Genomic DNA, 18,617 nt, shown 5'->3' with positions numbered 1-18,617 from the left:
AAAGGTGAATTGGGCACGGATTTTTGTTCGGAGAGAACAGCATGACCGACCATTCCGCGGGTACGTCTCACCGGGCGGCCCACCTGGAGCTGGACGAGCAGGTGGCCGACCAGCTGCGTGGGCGACTGCCGGTGGTCGCCGAGCGCACCGTGACCGCGATCACCGCCGAGGTTCCCGACTACTCGGGCACCCTGACCGGCCAGATGCGCGACAAGATCGAGAACGCGGTACGCATCGCCCTGGGCACGTTCCTGCAGCTCATCGAACGCGCCGGCGAGTCCGACCCGAGCACGCCGCTGAACCGGGCGCTGGAGGCGGCGTACGCGCTGGGCAGCGGCGAGGCCCGCTCCGGGCGGAGCATGGACGCGCTGCTGGCCGCGTACCGGGTGGGGGCCCGGGTGGCCTGGCGGGAGGTCTCCACCACCACGGTGCGCAACGGCCTGTCCGCCGAGACCGTCGCCGAGTTCGCCGAGTTGATGTTCGCCTACATCGACGAGCTGTCCGCCGCCAGCGTGGCCGGGCACGCCGACGAGCTGGCCAGCGCCGGGCGGGTACGCCGCCGCTACCTGGAACGGCTCACCCAGCAACTGCTCGCCGGCGAGCCGGAGGAGGTGCTGCACCGCAGCGCCGAGCGGGCCGAGTGGCCCCCGCCCCGGACCCTCACCGTGGCGGTGCTGCCCCGCAGCAACCTGCGCGCGGTGCTCGCCCTGCTCAGCCCGCACACCCTGGAGAGCGGCGAGGACCTGCCCGGGATCGAGCCGGCCGAGGAGACGGCCGTGCTGCTCGTGCCGGACATGCACGGCGCGCGTCGGCGACGCCTGGTCACCGTGCTGCACGGGCACCGGGCCGCCCTCGGCCCGGCCCGCCCGTGGACCCGGGTGGCGGGGTCGTACCAGCGGGTGCTGCGGACGCTGGCCCTCGGACTGGAGCGGCCGGAGGGCGGGGCGCCGCTGGACACCGAGGCACACCTGTCCCGGCTGGTGCTCAGCACCGACGCGGAGGCCCTGGCCGACCTGCGGGAGCAGGTGCTGAGCCCGCTGGCCGAGCTGCCCCCGGCGACCGCCCAGCGGCTCGCCGAGACGCTGCGCTCCTGGCTGCTGCACCAGGGACGGCGCGACGACGTGGCGGCGGACCTCTTCGTGCACCCGCAGACCGTCCGCTACCGAATGGGCCGGATCCGCGAGCTGTACGGCGAGCGCCTGAACGACCCGGCGACCGTGCTCGACCTGACCCTGGCGCTGGCCCACCTGCCGCCGGAGTAGCCGGCCGAGGCGGGCGGCCCGGACGGGCACATGTCATCGGATCGACGACGCTGCGTCGCCCGGTGTTCACAAAGTCGATCTTGATATCCGCATCAATCTCTGTCCATATGTGAGCAGGCAACCACGCCCTCTCACCGGACGGAGCGCCCCATGACCCGTACGCTGCGCACGGCGGCACTGACCCTCGCCGCCGCCCTGGCCGCCACCCTCGGCCTCGCCCACCCCGCCTCGGCCGCCGGCTACTCCGCCTCGCTGACCACCGCCGTCGCCGGCCTCCCGGTCGCCACCGAGATCCGCACCGGCTACAGCCGGGACCTCTTCCGGCACTGGATCGACGCCGACGGCGACGGGTGCCACACCCGCAACGAGGTGCTGCTCGCCGAGGCGGTCTCGGCCCCGACCGTCAGCGGCACCTGCACGCTCTCCGGCGGCCGCTGGTACTCCTACTACGACAACGCCTACTGGACCCTCACCGGCGACCTCGACATCGACCACATGGTCCCGCTCGCCGAGGCGTGGGACTCGGGCGCGCGCACCTGGACCAGCAGCCGCCGCCAGGCGTACGCCAACGACCTGGGCGACAGCCGTCCCCTGATCGCCGTGACGGACAACGTCAACCAGGCCAAGGGCGACCAGGACCCGGCCACCTGGCTCCCGCCGTACGCCTCGGCCCGCTGCCGCTACGTCAACGAGTGGGTCGCCACCAAGATCCGCTGGCGGCTGACCGTGGACAACGCCGAGAAGAGCGCCCTGACCAGCTGGGCGAACAACTGCCCCAACGTGACCATCTCGGTCACCTACGCCTACTGACACTCCCGGCCGGCCCGTCACCCGGCGGGCCGGCCCGGCACCGCCGGCCCGACGCCCAGCGTCGCCGAGCAGTCGCCGGCGGCGGTCACGACACCGGACCGACGAACGCCAGCCAGTCGCGTGCGTCGCCCCCGTCGGCGGCAACCGCACCGCCCGCGCCCGGTGGGGCCGCCCGCCACCGGATCACCTGAAACTCGAAGATCTTGGCGAGTTGTCGTTCGACACGAACAGCAAGTCGCCAAGATCCGAGCAGCACGCCCGGGTGTCGGTCACCGGCGATCTGGCGGGAGCGGCTGGTGGAGCTGCTGACCCGGGCCGAGGTCGGGCCGTCGGCGGACGTACGGCGGCGCGATCTTCGGGACGCCGGGGGCGTCGGTGTCGCACACCGACGCCCCCGGGTCCGGGACGGCTCAGGCGGGCGGCCCACCGTGGCCGGCGACCTGCTTCTCCCGCGCGGCGTCCGGGGCGCGGCGGCCGTGTCGGGTGGTGAGCGTGACCGACACCGCCACGGCGAGGCCGAGGCCGATCCAGAGCAGCGGGTTGCTGCGCAGCCCGGCGGGCAGTTGCTGGGCGAGGACGAAGACGCCCATCACCACCACGAACCAGCCGAACGCCTTGCGCAGCACGTCCTCCGGGATGCGCCCGGCCAGCCGGCCACCGGCGACACTGCCGACGACGGCGGCGGCGGTGACCGCGGCGGCCAGGCCCCAGTCGACGCTGACGCTGGAGAGGTAGCCGGCCAGGCCGGCGAAGGACTTCATCGCGATGACCACCAGCGAGGTGCCGACGGCGACGGGCATGGGCAGGCCGCCGAGCAGGGCCAGGGCGGGCACCACCAGGAAGCCGCCGCCGGCGCCCACCAGGCCGGTGACCAGACCGACCACGACGCCGTCGAGGACCACCCGCAGCACGGGCAGCTCGTGCGGGACGGGCCGGCCGGCGGCGGCGCGCCGGCCGCGGATCATCGCGATCGCGGTGGCCAGCATCATCAGCGCGAAGCCGGTGAGCAGCACGCCGGCCGGGACGTACTCGGCGAGCCGGCCGCCGGCGTACGCGCCGGTCATGCCGGCGACGCCGAAGATCAGCCCGGTGCGCCAGCGCACCCGGTGCGCGCGGGCGTGCGGCAGCACCCCGACCGCGCTGGTGACGCCGACGACGAGCAGCGAGGTGGCGATGGCCTCCTTCGCGGGCAGGTCGGCGACGTAGACCAGCAGCGGCACGGCGAGGATGGATCCGCCACCGCCGAGCAGGCCGAGGCTGACCCCGATCAGGACGGCCAGCCCGACGGTCAGCGCCAGGCCGGCGGTCACGCCCGTGCCTTCGCTGCGGGTCCCTCACGGAGCTGGCCGACGACGGTGTCCAGGTCGCAGCTGGCGCCCCGGTTGTAGGGCAGCTTGCCGAGCATCATGCCCATGGCGCAGGTGTTGGTCAGGGCGGCGAAGGTCAGCCCGGCGCCGATGAACCCGGCGACCCACTTCAGGCCGGGGACGAACACCGAGGCCAGGATGCTGACCAGGACGATCGAGCCGGCGACCAGGCGGACCTGGCGCTCCAGGTCCCAGCGCGGGGCGCCCTGCTTGATCGGCGCCTTGGCGGCCTGCCAGGCCATCATCCCGCCGTCGAGCACCTTCAGGTTGGGCAGCCCGACCCCGGCGAGCGTCTGCTCGGCCTGGGTGGCGCGGGCGCCGGAGCGGCAGATCAGCACCACGTCCTCGTCGAGGTGCCGGCGCAGCTCCTCGCGGTGCTCCTTGAGCAGGTCCAGCGGGACGTTGTAGGCGCCCGGGATGTGCGAGGTCTCGAACTCGGCCGGGGTGCGCACGTCGAGCAGGCGGGGGCCCCGGCCGGAGTCGATCAGCTCGCGGAGCTCGGCGGCGTTCAGGGTGGCGGGGTTGGTGCTCATGTCTCCTCTTTCGGTGTTCGGGGGGCAGGGTGGCCCGGGGCGGCGCGCGGCAGGCGCCGCCCCGGGCGGGGATCAGTCGGTCAGGGCGACGCCGGCCGCGCCGGCCCGGTCGAACTTGTCGTCGATCACGACGACCTCGCGGCCGGCGTTGGCCAGCAGCGACGCGGCGGCGGTGGCGCGATAGCCGGAGCCGCAGTGCACCCAGACCGCGCCGTCGGGCACCTCGGCCAGTCGCTCGGGCAGGTCGGGCAGGGGCACGTGCACCGCGCCCTCGACGTGCCCGGCCTTCCACTCGTTGGTCATCCGCACGTCCAGCACGACCTGCGGGTCGGGCAGGCCGGCCGGGGTGTTGCCGGCGCGGGCGGCGGCCAGCGCCGGGAAGTCGGCCATCCGCAGCTCGCGCAGGTGCTCCGGCCCGTCCGTCCACTGCTCGGGCTGGCCGGTGGCCTGGGCGGCGGGCCGGTCGATGCCGATGCGGACCAGCTCGCGCTGGGCGTCGGCGACCTGCTCCGCGGTCTCGGCGAGCAGGGTGATCGGCACGCCCCAGTCGATCAGCCAGCCGAGCCAGGTCGACATCGGCCCGTCCAGCCCGAGGCTGACCGTGCCGGCCAGGTGCGAGGTGGCGTACGCCTTGCGGTGGCGCAGGTCCACCACCCACTGCCCGGCGGCGATCCGCTCGCGCAGCTCGGCGGCGTCGGCCCGGGCGACCGGGGTGAGGTCCACCGGCGCGGGGCCGGCGGTGTTCGCCACGCCCATGTGGGCGTAGTACGCCGGGTAGGCGTCCAGCCCGGCGAGGGTCTCGGTGACGAAGTCGTCCGCGGCCAGCCGCAGCACCGGGTTGGCCTGCTTCTCCCGGCCGATGGTCGACTCGGGCGCGTCGGCCTGACTGGCCGAGCAGAAGCTGCCGAAGCCGTGGGTGGGCCAGACCTGCGCGCCGTCGGGGAGCAGGTCCGCCAGCCGCTTCGCCGAGGCGTGCTGGTGGTGGGCCAGGTCGTGGGCGTGCTGCTGGCCGAGCAGGTCGGTACGGCCGGTCGTGCCGAACAGCAACGATCCGCCGGTGAAGACGCCGACCGGCCGCCAGTCGCCGCCGTCGGCCTCGTCGAGCACGTACGACAGGTGGTGGAAGGTGTGGCCCGGGGTGCCGACGACGCGCAGCCGCAGGGTGTCCGAGACCGGGACCGTGTCGCCGTCGGAGACCGCGAGACGGCCGAAACCGACCTCGTCGGCCGCGGCGACCAGATAGCGGGCGCCGGTGATCCGGGCCAGTTCGAGCCCACCGGAGACGTAGTCGTTGTGGATGTGCGTCTCCACCACGTGGGTGATCCGCACGCCCTTCTCTCCCGCCAGGTACATGACGCGGTCGATGTCGCGCTGCGGGTCGACGACGATCGCGACCTGCCCGTCGGTGGCCAGGTAACTGCGGTCGCCGAGCGACGACGTCGTGATGACGGACACCTCAACTGCCACTGCGTTCTCCCTTCCTCGTCCTACATACCCTGGGGGGTATGTAGGAAAGAGACCTCCGCGCCCCGGTCGGGTGCGCTTACCCGCCCGCGACGCCGGTAGGCGGCACGGGCGGACCGTGTTCAGATGTTCAGGCCAGCGCCAGGAAGAGCTTCTCCAGCTCCTCCTCGGTCATCTCCGGCGTGTCGCCGTTCTCCCGCGCGGCGTTGCAGTGCCGCATCCCGGAGGCGATGATCTTGTAGCCGGCCCGGTCGATGGCCTTGGACACCGCCGCGAGCTGGGTCAGCGCCGCGCGGCAGTCCTCGCCGTTCTCCATCATCTCGATGACGGCGTTGAGCTGCCCCCGGGCCCGCTTGAGCCGGGTCAGCGCCTCACCGGTCATCTCGGGTCGAAGCTTCACCACACACCTCCGTCGGAAAACATACCCTGGGGGGTACCTCTTGCGCCAGCGTATACCCCCACCGGTATCGTCAACCATCCCGCCCGAACAGCCATTCCCCGGCAGCGCGCCGCCATCCCCCGCCGGACACGGAGGGCCGACCGGCGCCGGAGGGCGGGCGGACCACCCCGACCGGAACCGGGAGGGCCGAACGGCCCCCCGAGTCCGGGACCGATGACCCGGAATATACCCCGGGGGGTATGCGCTACGGTTGTCGTATCGCCCGGCATCACTGCGAAGGAGCGCACCGTGCTGTTCACCCAGTACTACCTGGACTGCCTCTCCCAGGCGTCGTACCTGGTCGCGGACGAGACCACCAAGCGGGCCGTCCTGGTCGACCCCCGTCGGGACATCGACGAGTACCTCGCCGACGCCCGCGCCCGTGGACTGACCATCGAGGGCGTCATCAACACCCACTTCCACGCCGACTTCCTCGCCGGCCACCTGGAGGTCGCCGCCGCCACCGGCGCCTGGATCGGCTACGGCCGGCGCGCCGAGACCGAGTACCCGATCCGTAAGCTCGCCGACGGCGAGCGGATCAGCCTCGGCGACGTCACCCTCCAGATCATGGAGACCCCCGGCCACACCCCGGAATCGATCAGCGTCCTGGTCCACGAGCACGCCGACGACGCCGTCGCCTACGGCGTGCTGACCGGTGACGCGCTGTTCATCGGCGACGTCGGCCGCCCCGACCTGCTCGCCTCCTTCGGCGTCACCGCCGGTGAACTCGGCGCGATGCTCTACGACAGCGTGCAGCGCAAGCTGATGGGCCTGCCCGACGAGGTGCGGGTCTTCCCCGCCCACGGCGCCGGCTCCGCCTGCGGCAAGAACCTCTCCACCGAGCGGCAGTCCACCATCGGCGAGCAGCGCCGCACCAACTACGCCTGCGCCCCGATGAGCGAGGCCGACTTCGTCGCCCTGGTCACCGGCGGCCAGCCCTCGGCCCCGGGCTACTTCGCCTTCGACGCGGTGCTCAACCGCAAGGCCCGCGACCTGTTCGACCACACCCGCCCGGCCCGGCCGCTGGACGCCACCGCGTTCCTCGCCGCCCGGGCCGACGGCGCCGTCGTGGTCGACGCCCGCGACCCGCAGGAGTACGCCGCCGGCCACCTGCGCGGCGCGGTGAACATCCCCGCCGACGGCCGCTTCGCCGAGACCGCCGGCAGCGTCGTCGCCCCGGACCGGGCCATCCTGGTCGTCGCGCCGCAGGACCGCGAGGAGGAGATCGTGGTACGGCTGGCCCGGATCGGTTTCGACCGGGTGGTCGGCTACCTCCGCGAGCCCGAGCAGGCGTTCCTGGAGATGGTCGCCGAGCTGACCCCGGCCAGCCGGGTCACCGCGGCCCAGTTGCGCGCGGCCCTGGACCGGCCGGAGCCGCCGGTCGTCCTGGACGTGCGCAACGTCGGCGAGCGGGAGCAGGGCGCCGTCGCGGGTTCCCTGCACATCCCGCTGGCCGAGCTGCCGCGCCGGCTCGACGAGGTGCCGGCGGACCGGCCGATCGTGGTCCACTGCGCCGGCGGATACCGCTCCTCGGTCGCGGCCAGCCTGCTGCGCGCCACCGGCCGGCCCGACGTCTCCGACCTGCTCGGCGGCTACCAGGCCTGGCAGTCCAGCCTCGCCACCGCCTGATGCGTCGGAAGGGGGAGCGCCCGGGCGGCGCTCCCCCGCCCGGCGGTGCTAGACAGGGCCGGTGCGACAGCCGCGTACCCCGACCCTCGCCGACGTCGCCCGGGCCGCGGGGGTCTCCGTGGCCACCGCGTCGCGGGCACTCAGCGGCCGGGGACCGGTCTCCGCGTCGGCGCGCGCCGACGTGCTGCGGGCCGCGCACACCCTGTCGTACGCGCCGCATCCGCTGGCGGTGTCGCTGGCGCGCGGCGAGGGCCACCGGATCGTGGTGGGCATCGTCGCGCCCTCGGCCCGCATCCTCACCGACCAGTACGCCACCCGCCTGGTCGCGGCGGCGGCGCGCGAGGCCGACCGGCACGACGTCGGGGTGTCGACGCGCTGGCTGCGTCCCGGCGAGCGGGCCGCCCTCGACGCGCTGGCCGGTGACCGCACGGTGCGCGGCGTGCTGCTGGTCAACCACGACGAGGCCCTGGTCGCCGCGCTGCCGGCCGGGCTGCGCGGGCGGGTGACCGTGGTCGGGCCGGGCTTCGGCCGGGTGCCCTCGCACGACGTGGACACCGCCGCCGCGACGGCCGCCGCGGTGCGGCGCCTGACCGCCACCGGCCGGCGGCGGATCGCCATGCTCACCGGCCCGGCCTGGGCGTCCAGCCTGCGCCGCCCGGTGGACGCCTACCGCGCCTGCGTACGCGCGCACGGGCTGCCCTGCCGCACGGCCGCGGGTGGGCTCACCGTGGCCGGCGGCACGGCCGGCGCCCGGCGGGTGCTGCGCCGCTGGCCGGACACGGACGCGATCGTCGCGATCACCGACGCGGTGGCGATCGGGGCCCTGCGCGTCCTCGCCGACGAGGGAGTACGGGTGCCCGACGACGTCGCCGTGACCGGCTTCGACGACATCCCCCTCGCGGCGCTCGGCCGGCCCGCGCTGACCACCGCCACCCACCCCGTCGAACGTATCGCCGCCGGCGCGGTGCGCACCCTGATGGCCGGCGCCGACCCGGGCGACCGGGTCCTGCACCGGTCCGTGCCGGTGCGTCGGGAGAGCGCCTGAGCGCTACTTGCGGTGCAACCGCTTCCACCCCGTACGGTCTCCGGCATGCCGCCCACATCGACCGCCGACCCGGTCGCCGCCATCCGCCGGTACCGGCCCGAGGACCACGACGCGGTGTACGACATCTGCGTACGCACCGCCGACGCGGGCGGGGACGCCCGGGGCCACTACGCCAGCGACGACCTGATGCCCGACCTGTTCGCCGGGCCGTACCTGCACCTGGAGCCGGAACTGGCGTTCGTGCTCACCGCCGGAGGGCGGGTCGCCGGCTACGTCCTCGGCACCGCCGACACGCCCGCCTTCGTGGCCCGGTACCGGCAGGAGTGGATCCCCCGGCTGGCCCACCGCTACCCGGTGCCGACCCGGCCGCCGGCCACGCCGGACGACGAGATGATCGCCCTGCACCACCGTCCGGAGCGGATGCTGCTGCCGGAGCTGGCGGCCTACCCGGCGCACCTGCACATCGACCTGCTCCCCGCACAGCAGGGCCGGGGGCACGGCCGGCGGCTGGTCGAGACGTTCCTGCGCGCCGCCGCCGCGGCCGGGTCGGGCGGCCTGCACGTCGGGATGGTGACGGCGAACGTACGGGCGCGCGGCTTCTACGACCGGCTGGGCTTCCACGAGATCGACGTGCCGGACCCCGGCCCGGTCACCTACCTCGGCCGCTCGACCCACCTGCCGCAGCAATAGCGCCCGTTCTCGACGGGGGCTGGCTCGGCCGGGTGGACGGCCGGCGGCTGCGGCCGGTGTTCCGGCGTTTCCCGGCCGACGGTCGTTGACGCCACCCTGCGTGACGTGATGTGCTCACTCCGCACCGCCTGATGGCAATGGTTGTCGTTTTGACACTGAGGAGGAGTGCATGTCGCTCACCGTCCCACCCGCCCTGCTGGACGCCGCCGAGTCCGGCCCCGTGGACGACGCCGAGTTCGTCACCTGCGTCCGCGACTCCCTGCCGTACGCCTGGCAGCTGGTCACCCGGGTCGTCGACGACCTGCGGGCGTCCGAGGTGGACTTCGCCGACAACGTGGTCCCGCCGCCGAGCGAGGCGGAGCGGGGCCAGTTGCTGCGGGCGCTGGCCAGCGACGCCATCCGGGGGGCCCTGGAGCGGCACTTCGCGGTCAAGCTCGCGTTCCAGAACTGCCACCGGGTGGCCGCGTTCCGGCTGTCGGCGGTCGGCTCGGAGGCGTACCAGCGGTTCATCTCGACCCGCGGGCAGCTGCTCAACCAGTCCCCCGAGCTGCGTGACTGCTGACGGCCGAGCGGCCCGGCGGGCGGGACGACGGGTGGACGCCCACCTGTTCCTGCTCGCCGGGCAGCACCCCGGCACGACGCACGCCGAGGCCCTCGCCGACGCCCACCGCTACGCCCTGGCGGCCGAGGCCGCCGGCTGGGCCGGGGTCTGGCTGGCCGAGCACCACTTCGTCCCGTACGGCGTCATCCCCTCGGCGACCACCGTCGCCGCGCACCTGCTCGGCGCGACCCGGCGGATCACGGTCGGCACGGCGGCGTGCGTGCTGTCCGACCGGCACCCGGTCGCCCTCGGCGAGGAGGCGGCCCTGCTCGACACGATCTCCGGCGGCCGGTTCCGGCTCGGTGTCGGCCGCGGCGGTCCCTGGGTCGACCTGGAGGTCTTCGGCACCGGCCTGGACCGCTACACCGAGGGGTTCGCCGACGCGCTCGACGTGCTGGCCCGGTGGGTGTCCGGAGCGGCGACGGTGGCCGGCAACCGGCGCTTCCCGTTCCGGCCGGTCCCGGTCGTCCCCCGGCCGGCGCGGGCACTGCCGGTGTGGGTGGCGGCCACCTCTCCCTCGACGGTGGACCTGGCCGCCCGGCACGGCTTCCCACTGCTGCTGGGCATGCACGCCGACCTGCCGGAGAAGGCGGAGCTGCTGGCCCGGTACGCGCGGGTGGCCGCCGGACACGGCCACGATCCCGCCCGGGTCGCCCACGCCAGCGCGCACCTGGCGCACCTGGCCGACAGCGACGAGGAGGCCGCGTGCGCCGTGCGCGCCGGCCTGCCGGGCCTGCTGGCCGGGGCGGCACGACACGTCCGCCTCGACGGCTCCCCCGGCGCCGGGCGCGACCCGCACCGCTACACCGCGCACCTGATCGACATCCATCCGGTGGGCGCGCCGACCCGCTGCCGGGCCGCCGTCGCGCGGGCCGCGGCCCTGCCCGGCGTACGCCATCTGCTGTTCATGGTGGAGGCGGGCGGCGACCGGGACGCGGCCCTGCGCACCGTCCACCGCTTCCCGCGCGACGTGCTGGAACCGGCCCTGGGCGACGCCCGGACGGGCGACACGGCGCCGGCCTGCGCCTCGGGTGGACCGGTGGACCGCTAGAGTCACGCTCATGGAAACGGTTTCCATTACTGAAGCGTGGGAGCGGGCACGATGAAGATCGCATTCGTCGGCAAGGGCGGCAGCGGCAAGACCACCCTGGCCGCACTCTTCGCCCGCCACCTCGTCGCGGCCGGCCGCCCGCTGCTCGCCGTCGACGCCGACATCAACCAGCACCTGGCCGTCGCGCTCGGCGCGACGGCGGAGCAGGCCGCCCAGCTGCCGCCCCTGGGCGAGGCGCTGCCCCGGATCAAGGAGTACCTGCGCGGCGACAACCCGCGTATCACCTCGGCCGCCGCGATGGTCAAGACCACCCCGCCCGGGGCCGGCTCCCGGCTGCTGCGGGTGGCCGAGGAGAACCCGATCTGGGCGTCGCACGTACGCCGGGTCGGCGACGTCCGGCTCGCCGTGACCGGGGCGTTCACCGAGTCCGACCTCGGGGTCGCCTGCTACCACTCGAAGGTCGGGGCGGTGGAGCTGCTCCTCAACCACCTGGCCGACCCGCCGGACGAGTACGTGGTGGTGGACATGACCGCCGGGGCCGACTCCTTCGCCTCCGGGCTGTTCACCCGCTTCGACCGCACCTTCCTGGTCTGCGAGCCGACCCTGCGCAGCGTCGGCGTCTACCGCCAGTACGCCGCCTACGCCCGCGACTACGGCGTCGCCCTGTCGGTGGTCGGCAACAAGGTCGAGGACGACTCCGACGTGGACTTCCTGCGCGAGCACGTCGGGGAGGACCTGCTCGCCTGCCTCGGCCGCTCGCCCTACGTCCGGCGGGCCGAACGCGGCACGGTCGGCCCGCTGGACGAGCTGGAGCCGGCCAACCGTGCGGTGCTGGGCCGACTGACCGAGGCCGTCGACGCCACCGTGCAGGACTGGCCGACGTTCACCCGGCAGGCCCACGAGTTCCACCGGCGCAACGCGGCGGCCTGGGCCAACGAGCGGGCCGGCGAGGATCTCACCGCCCAGATCGACCCGGACTTCGTGATGGGCCCGACCGCGCTCTCCCCCGCCCCGGCCTGACCGGCCGACCCGGGACGACGGCCGGCGCGGCCGAGTGGACGCGCGCCGGCCGTCGCCATGGGGTCACCGGGACGCCCTGCGCACCCCCGGCAGCTCGCCGCGCAGGGCGAGTTCCCGCATCCGTACCCGGGACAGGCCGAAGCGGCGCAGCACATCCCGGGGGCGGCCGTCGACCTGGTCGCGCCGGCGCAGCCGGACCGGGCCGGCGTCGCGGGGCAGCCGGGCCAGCCGGCGTACCGCCTCGTCGCGCACCGCCGGGTCCGGGTGCCGGACGGCCCGCCGGCACTCGGCGTACCGGTCGGCGAGGCGCACCCGCCGGGCCTGCCGCCCGCGCCGGACCCGGCGGACCATCAGCGCTCCTCGCGGAAGTCGACGTGCCGGCGGACGAGGGGGTCGTACTTGCGCAGGACCAGTCGGTCCGGGTCGTTGCGGCGGTTCTTGCGGGTGACGTACGTGTAGCCGGTGCCGACGGTGCTGCGGAGCTTGACCACCGGGCGGACGTCGGTCTGCCGGGCCATCAGAGCCGCACCCCCCGGGCGCGGGCGCGCGCCACGACCTTCTCGATGCCGTCGCGGTCGACGGTGCGCAGCGCGCGGGCGGTGAGGGTCAGGGTGACCCACCGCCGCTCGGACGGCAGCCAGTAACGGTGCCGCTGGAGGTTCGGCCGCCACTGCCGGCGGGTGCGGCGGTGCGAGTGGGACACGGCGTTGCCGAAGCTCGGCACGGCGCCGGTGACGTCACAGCGTCTGGACAACAGGACTCCTCGTCTCGACGGGCGGGGGCTCCGATCCCGCCGCCCCGGGTCATCCTATAATGACAATCGTTTTCAAACAGAGTCGAGAGGATCCCGATGCCGACATCCCCACTCGCTCCCGCCGACGCCGCCGCACCGACCGCCGACACCCGCCCGTCGCTGACCGTGCTCAGCGGCTTCTGGCCGGCCGCCACCTTCGCCGCCGCCCGGGCGCTGCTCGCCGCCGACCCGACCCTGCTGCTGGTACGCCACGACATCAGCGGCGTCCGGGCCGGGGCCGTGCGCCGGGTGGTCCGCAGCGGCACCGGCCTGCTGGAGGACGAACGGGTCGACCTGGCGCACGGCTGCGTCTCCTGCACCCTGCGCGAGGACGTGCTGCCCACCCTGGCCCGGCTCGCCCGCACCCACCCCGACCGGGACCTGCTGCTGATGCTGCCCGAGGTCGTCGAACCGGAGGCGGTCGCCGCCGCCTGCGCGCACTGCCCGGTCGACGGCACACCCCTGACCGACCTGCTGCGCGTCGACTCGTACGTCACCGTCGTCGACGCCGAACACCTGCTCGACGGCCTCGCCAGCACCGACGACCTGAAGACCCTCGGCATCCACGCCGCCGACGACGACCACCGCGCGCTCGCCGACGTCGTCGTCCGGCAGATCGAGTACGCCGACACCCTCGTGCTGTGGGGCGAGGCCGGCGACGGCGCGTACGAGACCGGCCGGCTGGCGGTGCTGCTGGAACGGCTGGCCCCCTGGGCCACACTGGTCCGCGTCGACGGTGACCTCGTCGACGCCGGGGACCTGTCCCGGCGGCTGCGCGGCACCCGGCGGCACCGCCCGGAGATCCCCGGCGTCCTCGCCCGCGGCCTGGCCGGGTACGCGCTCGGCACCCACGAGCCCCACCCGGACTGCGGCGTGGTCTCCGTGGTGTTCCGCGCCCGCCGCCCGTTCCACCCCGGCCGGCTGCACGACGTGCTGGAGGAGGTCCACGCCGACGTCCTGCGCTCCCGCGGACACCTCTGGCTGGCCAGCCAGCCGGAAACCGTGGTGACCTGGGAGTTCGCCGGTGGCGGCCTCGGCATGGCAGCCGCGGGCCGCTGGCTCGCCGCGCTCCCCGACCCCCACTGGGCCGACGTCGGCGACCAGCGCCGGCTCGCCGCCGCGCTGGACTGGGACCCCTACTACGGCGACCGGCACCAGCACCTGGCCTTCATCGGCCTGGACCTCGACCCGGCCGCGCTGCACCGCACCCTCGCCCGGTGCCTGCTCACCGACGCCGAACTCGCCGACGGCGAGGCCGCCTGGCGCGCCCTGCCCGACCCCTTCGCCGACTGCTTCCCCCTCCCCGACCTCACCGACGACCGCACCGAAGGAGCCACCGCCCCGTGAAGCCCGGAATCCACCCCGAGTACCGGCCCGTCGTCTACCGCGACCGCGCCGCCGACTTCGCCTTCCTCACCCGGTCCACGGCGACCAGCGACCAGACCGTCGAGTGGACCGACGGCAACACCTACCCCGTGATCGACGTGCAGATCTCCTCCGCCAGCCACCCCTTCTGGACCGGCCGGCAGCGGTTGCTCGACACCGAGGGCCGGGTGGAGAAGTTCCGCGCGAAGTACGCCCGGCGCGGGCCCCGACACCCGCGATGAGCCGCGCGGCGCGCCGGGGCGGCCGACCCCGGCGCGCCACCGGCGTACCTCTCGTGACAGGACGACGCCGCTCGATACACTGTGGCCCCCGCACGGCACCCGGCGACGCCGCGCAGGCGGGCCGACGACCCCGCGGGCCTGCACCGCCGCGGCTCCGGCGGCCCGTCGCGCCGCTCGCGAGAACGGAGACGACGTGGTCGCACCCGAGCGCACCGGCGCCGCCGACCCCGACACCGCCCCACCCGACGGCACCGCCCCGGCACTCGACGCCGGCCCCGACCCGGCCCGTCCGGCGTCCTCCGGCGCCACGCCGACGGGCGACGCGCCGACGGCGCGGGGCGGCAGACTCACCGGCCGGATCGGTTCGGTCGAGGTGCTCGCCGCGCTGCTGATCCTGCTGATCGTCCTGCGCCAGCCCCTCGCCGAACTGCTCACCGCACCCTCGCTGGCCACCTGGACCACCGTCTTCGTCTCGGTGATGGTGCAGGCCGTGCCGTTCCTGGTCTTCGGGGTGCTGCTCTCCGCGGCCATCGCGGTCTTCGTCCCGCGCTCCTTCTGGGCCCGCGCGCTGCCCCGCCACCCCGCCCTCGCCGTGCCGGTGGCCAGCGCCGCCGGGGTGGTGCTGCCCGGCTGCGAGTGCGGATCGGTGCCGATCGCCGGGTCGCTGATCCGCCGGGGCGTCACCCCGGCCGCCGCACTGGCCTTCCTGCTCGCCGCCCCGGCGATCAACCCGATCGTGCTGACCGCCACCGCCGTGGCGTTCCCCGCCAACCCGGAGATGGTCGTCGGCCGGGCGGTGGCCAGCCTCGTCGTCGCCATGGTGATGGGCTGGCTGTGGCTGCGCCTCGGCCGGGCCGACTGGATCCGCCTGCCGCGCCGGCCCGACCTCGACGACACCTCACGCGGCAAGGCGTTCTGGTCTGCGGTGCGACACGACATCGTGCACGCCGGCGGGTTCCTGGTCATCGGGGCGATGGCCGCCGCCAGCATCAACGTCCTGGTGCCGGAGCGCTGGTTGCAGGCGCTGGCCGACCAGCCGGTGCTCTCGGTGCTGGCGCTGGCCGCGCTCGCGGTCCTGCTGTCCATCTGCTCGGAGGCCGACGCCTTCGTCGCCGCCTCGCTGTCGCAGTTCTCGCTCACCGCCCGGCTGACCTTCCTGGTGGTCGGACCGATGGTCGACCTCAAGCTGATCGCCATGCAGACCGGGATCTTCGGGCGCGGCTTCGCCGCCCGCTTCGCCCCCACCACGTTCGTCGTCGCGGTCGTCGTCGCCGCCGTCACCGGGATGGTGCTGCTGTGAACCGTCAGGCCCAGGCATGCGTCCTGCTGCTGCTCGGCGGGGCGGTGCTGCGCGCCAGCCTCACCGACCTCTACCTGCGCTACGTCAAGGAGGAGCTGCGCCCCTTCCTGATCGCAGCCAGCCTGCTGCTGATCGCCGCGGCGGTGATGACCCTCTGGTACGACCTGCGCCCCGCCCTGCGCCGGGCCCCGGCGGACGACGCGGACCCCGGCGACGCGCACCACGACGACCACGACGGGCACGGGCACCACGAGCCACGGGTGGCCTGGCTGCTCATCCTGCCGGCGCTGGGCCTGCTGCTGGTCGCCCCGCCGGCCCTCGGCGCGTACGCGGCCAACCAGTCCGGCACCTCGCTGGCGGCCGGGAAACTGCCCGAGTACCCGCCGCTGCCCGAGGGCGACCCGGCCGTCATCACCGTGTACGACTACGCCGTCCGGGCCGTGTTCGACAAGGGACAGTCGATCGGCGACCGGCGGGTCAAGGTCACCGGATTCACCGTCGCCGGCCGGGACGGGCGGCCCGTGCTGACCCGGATGCGGCTGTCCTGCTGCGCCGCCGACGGCCTACCCACCAAGGTCGCCCTGAGCGGCAACACGCCCTCGGGGCTGGCCGACGACACCTGGATCGAGGTGACCGGCCGCTACAGCAGCCAGCTCGCCCGGGACCCGGTCAACGACTTCGAGATCCCCTACCTGGAGGTGGAGAGCTGGCGGCAGGTGCCGGCGCCCCGCGACCCGTACGAGTGACCGTCGGGCCGCCGCGACGCGGCAGGGGCCTGTGCGCGCGGAACGAAGATCCTGCGCTAAGCTGTACCGGCTGTCGCGGGGAGCACCGCGCGGGAGCATCGGGACGTGGCGCAGCTTGGTAGCGCACTTGACTGGGGGTCAAGGGGTCGTCGGTTCGAATCCGGCCGTCCCGACACAGGCCGAAGGGCTGATCCGAATTTCGGGTCGGCCCTTTCGCGTTCCCGGGGACCACGATCAGTCAGGTGCGAGCCGGCCCGGTGCCGCGTGATCGTCGGTGACGCTTCACCGGTCAGGGCGAGTCCCTCCTTACTGTGTCGAGTCGCCGCGCCCGCGCGGTGGCCGCCGCCGGCCTCCCGTCGGCATCGCAGCGCTCCGTCGCGTCGGACGAGGGCTGTCCGAGCACCGAGACGGCGCTGTACGGTGCCCGCTACCGTGAGGCCCGTGACGATCTACGAGGCAGTCGCAGCGGTCGTGGACATCCTGCTCGCCGGCGCTGCTGTCGCCCTGGTCGGGTGCGCTGCCTGGGTGGCCGTCCGACGCCCGCCAACGGTTCGGCTGCTCGGGCGGACCCTGCATCACCCCCGGCTGTGGGCCGCAGCGGCAGCGTGCATGGGCTTCTACGTTCTCCTCGGGCTCGGACATCTCACGGAAGTCACACCCAGCACCTGGCGCACTCCGAGCCGGTGGGCCGCCGCTGTGCTGTTGCTGGCCGCGGTGGTCCTCATGCTCACCCACTCGATCCTCGAGTACCGCGCCAGGCGTCGAATTGCTCGCGCCCAGCAGCCGAGGCCATGACGATCGCGGTGGAGCCGGGGCGCCGTTGACGTCGGGGCGCTCGGCCGTGCCGTCACTCGCGGCTGTCCGCCGAGAAGGCAGCCGTTGGGGCTGGCAGTCGCTGGCCTTGACCATGCCGGGGGTGCGACGATGCCTGCCGTGTCGATTCATCGCCGTTCGGTCCTCGGTCTCGGACTCGCTGCCGCCGTCGGCCTGACCGGCTGCGCGAAGAACCCGCCGGCCGGGCAGGCCGGTTCCTGGAACACCGCAGGCGCGGGTGACGGCGGCCAGGGCGCTGCGGCTGCGGGCCGAGGGACCGCGCCCAGGGGCAGCGTCAAGCCACGCACCCTCTCGGTGGTGCTCCAGCGGTACCTCCAGCCGACCCCGGAGAACCCGAACCACCCCACGTACCCCGGTGCGGTGGTCTGGGCGCTGGCCGACGGTGAGCCGACCGATCATCTGGCGGTGGGTGAGGCCCTACGCTACGACGCCGGCCCGGTGCTGCTGCCCGCCGCGAAGCGGGTCGCCATGCGGCTCGACTCGATCTTCGACCTGGCCTCGCTCACCAAGGTCTACACCGCGATCCTCACCCTGCAACAGGTCGACAAGGGCCGCATCGACCTCGACGCGCCCGTGGTGCGCTACCTCCCCGAATTCACCGGCACCGGCAAGTCCGCCGTCACGGTCGCGATGCTTCTGGCCCACACCAGCGGCCTGCCGGTCGGGGCGAAGGTGACCGGCTACACCACGATGACCGAGCGATGGCGCGCGGTGCTGACCACACCACTGGTCAGCGGAGCGGTACCAGGCACAGTCTTCCGCTACTCCAGCGTGGGTCTGATGGTCGCCGGCAAGCTCGTCGAGAAGGTCACCGGCCTCAGCCTCGACCGGGCCCTCAAGGTCAACCTGACCGAGCCACTGGGGCTGCGGTACACCGGCTTCAACCCGAACACCTGGCTCAGCTCGACCGACCGGGCCAACCGGCTGGTCGCCACCGACGCCCGCTCCTCCCGGGGCCTGCTGCGCGGCGTGGTGCACGACGACGTGGCCAACCACCTCGGCGGCATCGCCGGCCACGCCGGCCTCTTCGGCACCGCCGCGGAGGTCGCGGTCATCGGGCAGATGCTGCTCAACGGCGGCAGCTACGGCGGGACGCGCATCCTCGCCGAGGACACCGTCGCCCGAATGCTGCGCAATGCCAACACCGGACTGCCCGCAGTCGATCCGGAACGCCCGGGACGCACCTCCGACCACGGACTCGGCGTGGTACTCAACCAACCCTGGTTCATGGGCAAACTCGCCCGGCCCACCACCTTCGGACACACCGGATTCACCGGGACCTCGATGCTGGTCGAGCCGGACCGGCGCAGGGTCCTGGTCCTGCTCACCAACCGGGCCCACCCGAACTGGAGCTGGGCCAACCCCGACCCGGCCCGGGTCGCTGTTGCCAACACCTTCGCCTAGGAGGATGGGGCAGAAGGGAACG

General features: G+C 74.3%; 21 protein-coding genes and 1 tRNA gene. 15 read left to right on the top strand and 7 right to left on the bottom strand.

Translation table 11 applies throughout. The annotated features are described in order from the left end of the window. The first annotated feature begins 41 nt into the window (after nucleotides 1-41). Nucleotides 42-1,262 (top strand): PucR family transcriptional regulator, encoded by a 1,221-nt coding sequence (locus GA0070614_RS27080; RefSeq protein ID WP_088978598.1) that lies wholly within the window; start codon nucleotides 42-44, stop codon nucleotides 1,260-1,262. Between the two features lie 150 nt (nucleotides 1,263-1,412). Then, nucleotides 1,413-2,072 (top strand): HNH endonuclease family protein, encoded by a 660-nt coding sequence (locus tag GA0070614_RS27075; protein ID WP_088978597.1) that lies wholly within the window; start codon nucleotides 1,413-1,415, stop codon nucleotides 2,070-2,072. Between the two features lie 410 nt (nucleotides 2,073-2,482). Here the strand turns inward: GA0070614_RS27075 and GA0070614_RS27070 are convergent, their stop codons facing one another. The 4 genes from GA0070614_RS27070 to GA0070614_RS27055 form a co-directional block, all read right to left on the bottom strand. Continuing rightward, entirely contained in the window at nucleotides 2,483-3,382 is a 900-nt protein-coding gene (locus GA0070614_RS27070) for a sulfite exporter TauE/SafE family protein (RefSeq protein WP_088978596.1), read from the bottom strand. Continuing rightward, nucleotides 3,379-3,972 (bottom strand): rhodanese-like domain-containing protein, encoded by a 594-nt coding sequence (locus tag GA0070614_RS27065; protein ID WP_088978595.1) that lies wholly within the window; start codon nucleotides 3,970-3,972, stop codon nucleotides 3,379-3,381. The genes GA0070614_RS27070 and GA0070614_RS27065 overlap by 4 nt, the downstream gene beginning before the upstream one ends. Before the next feature lie 72 nt (nucleotides 3,973-4,044). Continuing rightward, a complete protein-coding gene (locus GA0070614_RS27060; protein WP_088978594.1) occupies nucleotides 4,045-5,439 on the bottom strand; it encodes an MBL fold metallo-hydrolase in 1,395 nt (464 codons plus the stop codon). Between the two features lie 127 nt (nucleotides 5,440-5,566). After that, nucleotides 5,567-5,836 (bottom strand): metal-sensitive transcriptional regulator, encoded by a 270-nt coding sequence (locus GA0070614_RS27055; RefSeq protein WP_172892514.1) that lies wholly within the window; start codon nucleotides 5,834-5,836, stop codon nucleotides 5,567-5,569. A 288-nt stretch (nucleotides 5,837-6,124) separates the two neighbouring features. On the opposite strand from GA0070614_RS27055, the gene GA0070614_RS27050 reads away from it, so the two are divergent. From GA0070614_RS27050 to GA0070614_RS27025, 6 genes are all read left to right on the top strand, one after another. Continuing rightward, complete coding sequence (locus GA0070614_RS27050) at nucleotides 6,125-7,504, top strand: rhodanese-like domain-containing protein (protein ID WP_088978592.1); 1,380 nt, start codon at nucleotides 6,125-6,127, stop codon at nucleotides 7,502-7,504. Between the two features lie 61 nt (nucleotides 7,505-7,565). After that, complete coding sequence (locus GA0070614_RS27045) at nucleotides 7,566-8,549, top strand: LacI family DNA-binding transcriptional regulator (RefSeq protein ID WP_088978591.1); 984 nt, start codon at nucleotides 7,566-7,568, stop codon at nucleotides 8,547-8,549. A 45-nt stretch (nucleotides 8,550-8,594) separates the two neighbouring features. After that, complete coding sequence (locus tag GA0070614_RS27040) at nucleotides 8,595-9,239, top strand: GNAT family N-acetyltransferase (protein ID WP_088978590.1); 645 nt, start codon at nucleotides 8,595-8,597, stop codon at nucleotides 9,237-9,239. 169 nt (nucleotides 9,240-9,408) lie between these two features. Then, a complete protein-coding gene (locus GA0070614_RS27035) occupies nucleotides 9,409-9,801 on the top strand; it encodes an SCO5389 family protein (RefSeq protein ID WP_088978589.1) in 393 nt (130 codons plus the stop codon). A gap of 31 nt (nucleotides 9,802-9,832) precedes the next feature. Continuing rightward, complete coding sequence (locus tag GA0070614_RS27030) at nucleotides 9,833-10,891, top strand: LLM class flavin-dependent oxidoreductase (RefSeq protein WP_088978588.1); 1,059 nt, start codon at nucleotides 9,833-9,835, stop codon at nucleotides 10,889-10,891. Between the two features lie 51 nt (nucleotides 10,892-10,942). Further along, nucleotides 10,943-11,911 carry an ATP-binding protein gene (locus GA0070614_RS27025; protein WP_088978587.1) on the top strand — a complete coding sequence of 323 codons (969 nt, stop codon included), beginning with the start codon at nucleotides 10,943-10,945 and terminating at the stop codon, nucleotides 11,909-11,911. Between the two features lie 63 nt (nucleotides 11,912-11,974). Here the strand turns inward: GA0070614_RS27025 and rpsN are convergent, their stop codons facing one another. From rpsN to rpmB, 3 genes are read right to left on the bottom strand one after another with little or no spacing between them, the layout of a single operon-like run. Further along, the gene (gene rpsN / locus GA0070614_RS27020) at nucleotides 11,975-12,262 is read right to left on the bottom strand and encodes a 30S ribosomal protein S14 (RefSeq protein WP_088978586.1); all 288 of its coding nucleotides are present in this window, start codon (nucleotides 12,260-12,262) and stop codon (nucleotides 11,975-11,977) included. Further along, nucleotides 12,262-12,429, bottom strand: a complete 168-nt coding sequence (gene rpmG, locus GA0070614_RS27015; RefSeq protein ID WP_088978585.1) for a 50S ribosomal protein L33 — start codon at nucleotides 12,427-12,429, stop codon at nucleotides 12,262-12,264. Before rpmG ends, rpsN begins: the two co-directional genes overlap by 1 nt. Beyond that, complete coding sequence (gene rpmB, locus GA0070614_RS27010; protein WP_088978584.1) at nucleotides 12,429-12,665, bottom strand: 50S ribosomal protein L28; 237 nt, start codon at nucleotides 12,663-12,665, stop codon at nucleotides 12,429-12,431. The genes rpmG and rpmB overlap by 1 nt, the downstream gene beginning before the upstream one ends. 96 nt (nucleotides 12,666-12,761) lie before the next feature. Between rpmB and GA0070614_RS27005 the strand changes: the two genes are divergently transcribed. The 7 genes from GA0070614_RS27005 to GA0070614_RS26975 all read left to right on the top strand — a co-directional run bounded on the left by GA0070614_RS27005 (nucleotide 12,762) and on the right by GA0070614_RS26975 (nucleotide 18,595). Next, nucleotides 12,762-14,051: a CobW family GTP-binding protein gene (locus tag GA0070614_RS27005; protein WP_088978583.1), complete on the top strand. Its 1,290-nt coding sequence runs from the start codon at nucleotides 12,762-12,764 to the stop codon at nucleotides 14,049-14,051. Next, nucleotides 14,048-14,311, top strand: coding sequence for a type B 50S ribosomal protein L31 (locus tag GA0070614_RS27000; RefSeq protein ID WP_088978582.1), 264 nt, complete (start codon nucleotides 14,048-14,050; stop codon nucleotides 14,309-14,311). Before GA0070614_RS27005 ends, GA0070614_RS27000 begins: the two co-directional genes overlap by 4 nt. A 358-nt stretch (nucleotides 14,312-14,669) precedes the next feature. Next, the gene (locus GA0070614_RS26995; protein WP_172892634.1) at nucleotides 14,670-15,611 is read left to right on the top strand and encodes a permease; all 942 of its coding nucleotides are present in this window, start codon (nucleotides 14,670-14,672) and stop codon (nucleotides 15,609-15,611) included. Continuing rightward, the gene (locus GA0070614_RS26990) at nucleotides 15,608-16,357 is read left to right on the top strand and encodes a TIGR03943 family putative permease subunit (RefSeq protein ID WP_088978580.1); all 750 of its coding nucleotides are present in this window, start codon (nucleotides 15,608-15,610) and stop codon (nucleotides 16,355-16,357) included. The genes GA0070614_RS26995 and GA0070614_RS26990 overlap by 4 nt, the downstream gene beginning before the upstream one ends. A 99-nt stretch (nucleotides 16,358-16,456) precedes the next feature. Further along, nucleotides 16,457-16,530 (top strand) — tRNA-Pro (locus GA0070614_RS26985). A 268-nt stretch (nucleotides 16,531-16,798) separates the two neighbouring features. Further along, complete coding sequence (locus GA0070614_RS26980; protein ID WP_157745098.1) at nucleotides 16,799-17,152, top strand: hypothetical protein; 354 nt, start codon at nucleotides 16,799-16,801, stop codon at nucleotides 17,150-17,152. 336 nt (nucleotides 17,153-17,488) lie between these two features. Continuing rightward, nucleotides 17,489-18,595: a serine hydrolase domain-containing protein gene (locus GA0070614_RS26975; RefSeq protein WP_231933398.1), complete on the top strand. Its 1,107-nt coding sequence runs from the start codon at nucleotides 17,489-17,491 to the stop codon at nucleotides 18,593-18,595. The last annotated feature ends 22 nt before the right edge of the window (nucleotides 18,596-18,617 follow it).

This window comes from Micromonospora coxensis (assembly GCF_900090295.1).
GTDB lineage: Bacteria > Actinomycetota > Actinomycetes > Mycobacteriales > Micromonosporaceae > Micromonospora > Micromonospora coxensis.
This window is presented reverse-complemented; position numbering and strand designations above follow the sequence as displayed.

Coding starts and splice junctions, on each gene's coding strand:
- GA0070614_RS27080 (WP_088978598.1), top strand. CDS start 42: ATGACCGACCATTCCGCGGGTACGTCTCACCGGGCGGCCCACCTGGAG.
- GA0070614_RS27005 (WP_088978583.1), top strand. CDS start 12,762: ATGCCGACATCCCCACTCGCTCCCGCCGACGCCGCCGCACCGACCGCC.
- GA0070614_RS27035 (WP_088978589.1), top strand. CDS start 9,409: ATGTCGCTCACCGTCCCACCCGCCCTGCTGGACGCCGCCGAGTCCGGC.
- GA0070614_RS27075 (WP_088978597.1), top strand. CDS start 1,413: ATGACCCGTACGCTGCGCACGGCGGCACTGACCCTCGCCGCCGCCCTG.
- rpmG (WP_088978585.1), bottom strand. CDS start 12,429: ATGGCCCGGCAGACCGACGTCCGCCCGGTGGTCAAGCTCCGCAGCACC.
- GA0070614_RS27065 (WP_088978595.1), bottom strand. CDS start 3,972: ATGAGCACCAACCCCGCCACCCTGAACGCCGCCGAGCTCCGCGAGCTG.
- rpsN (WP_088978586.1), bottom strand. CDS start 12,262: ATGGTCCGCCGGGTCCGGCGCGGGCGGCAGGCCCGGCGGGTGCGCCTC.
- GA0070614_RS27040 (WP_088978590.1), top strand. CDS start 8,595: ATGCCGCCCACATCGACCGCCGACCCGGTCGCCGCCATCCGCCGGTAC.
- GA0070614_RS27025 (WP_088978587.1), top strand. CDS start 10,943: ATGAAGATCGCATTCGTCGGCAAGGGCGGCAGCGGCAAGACCACCCTG.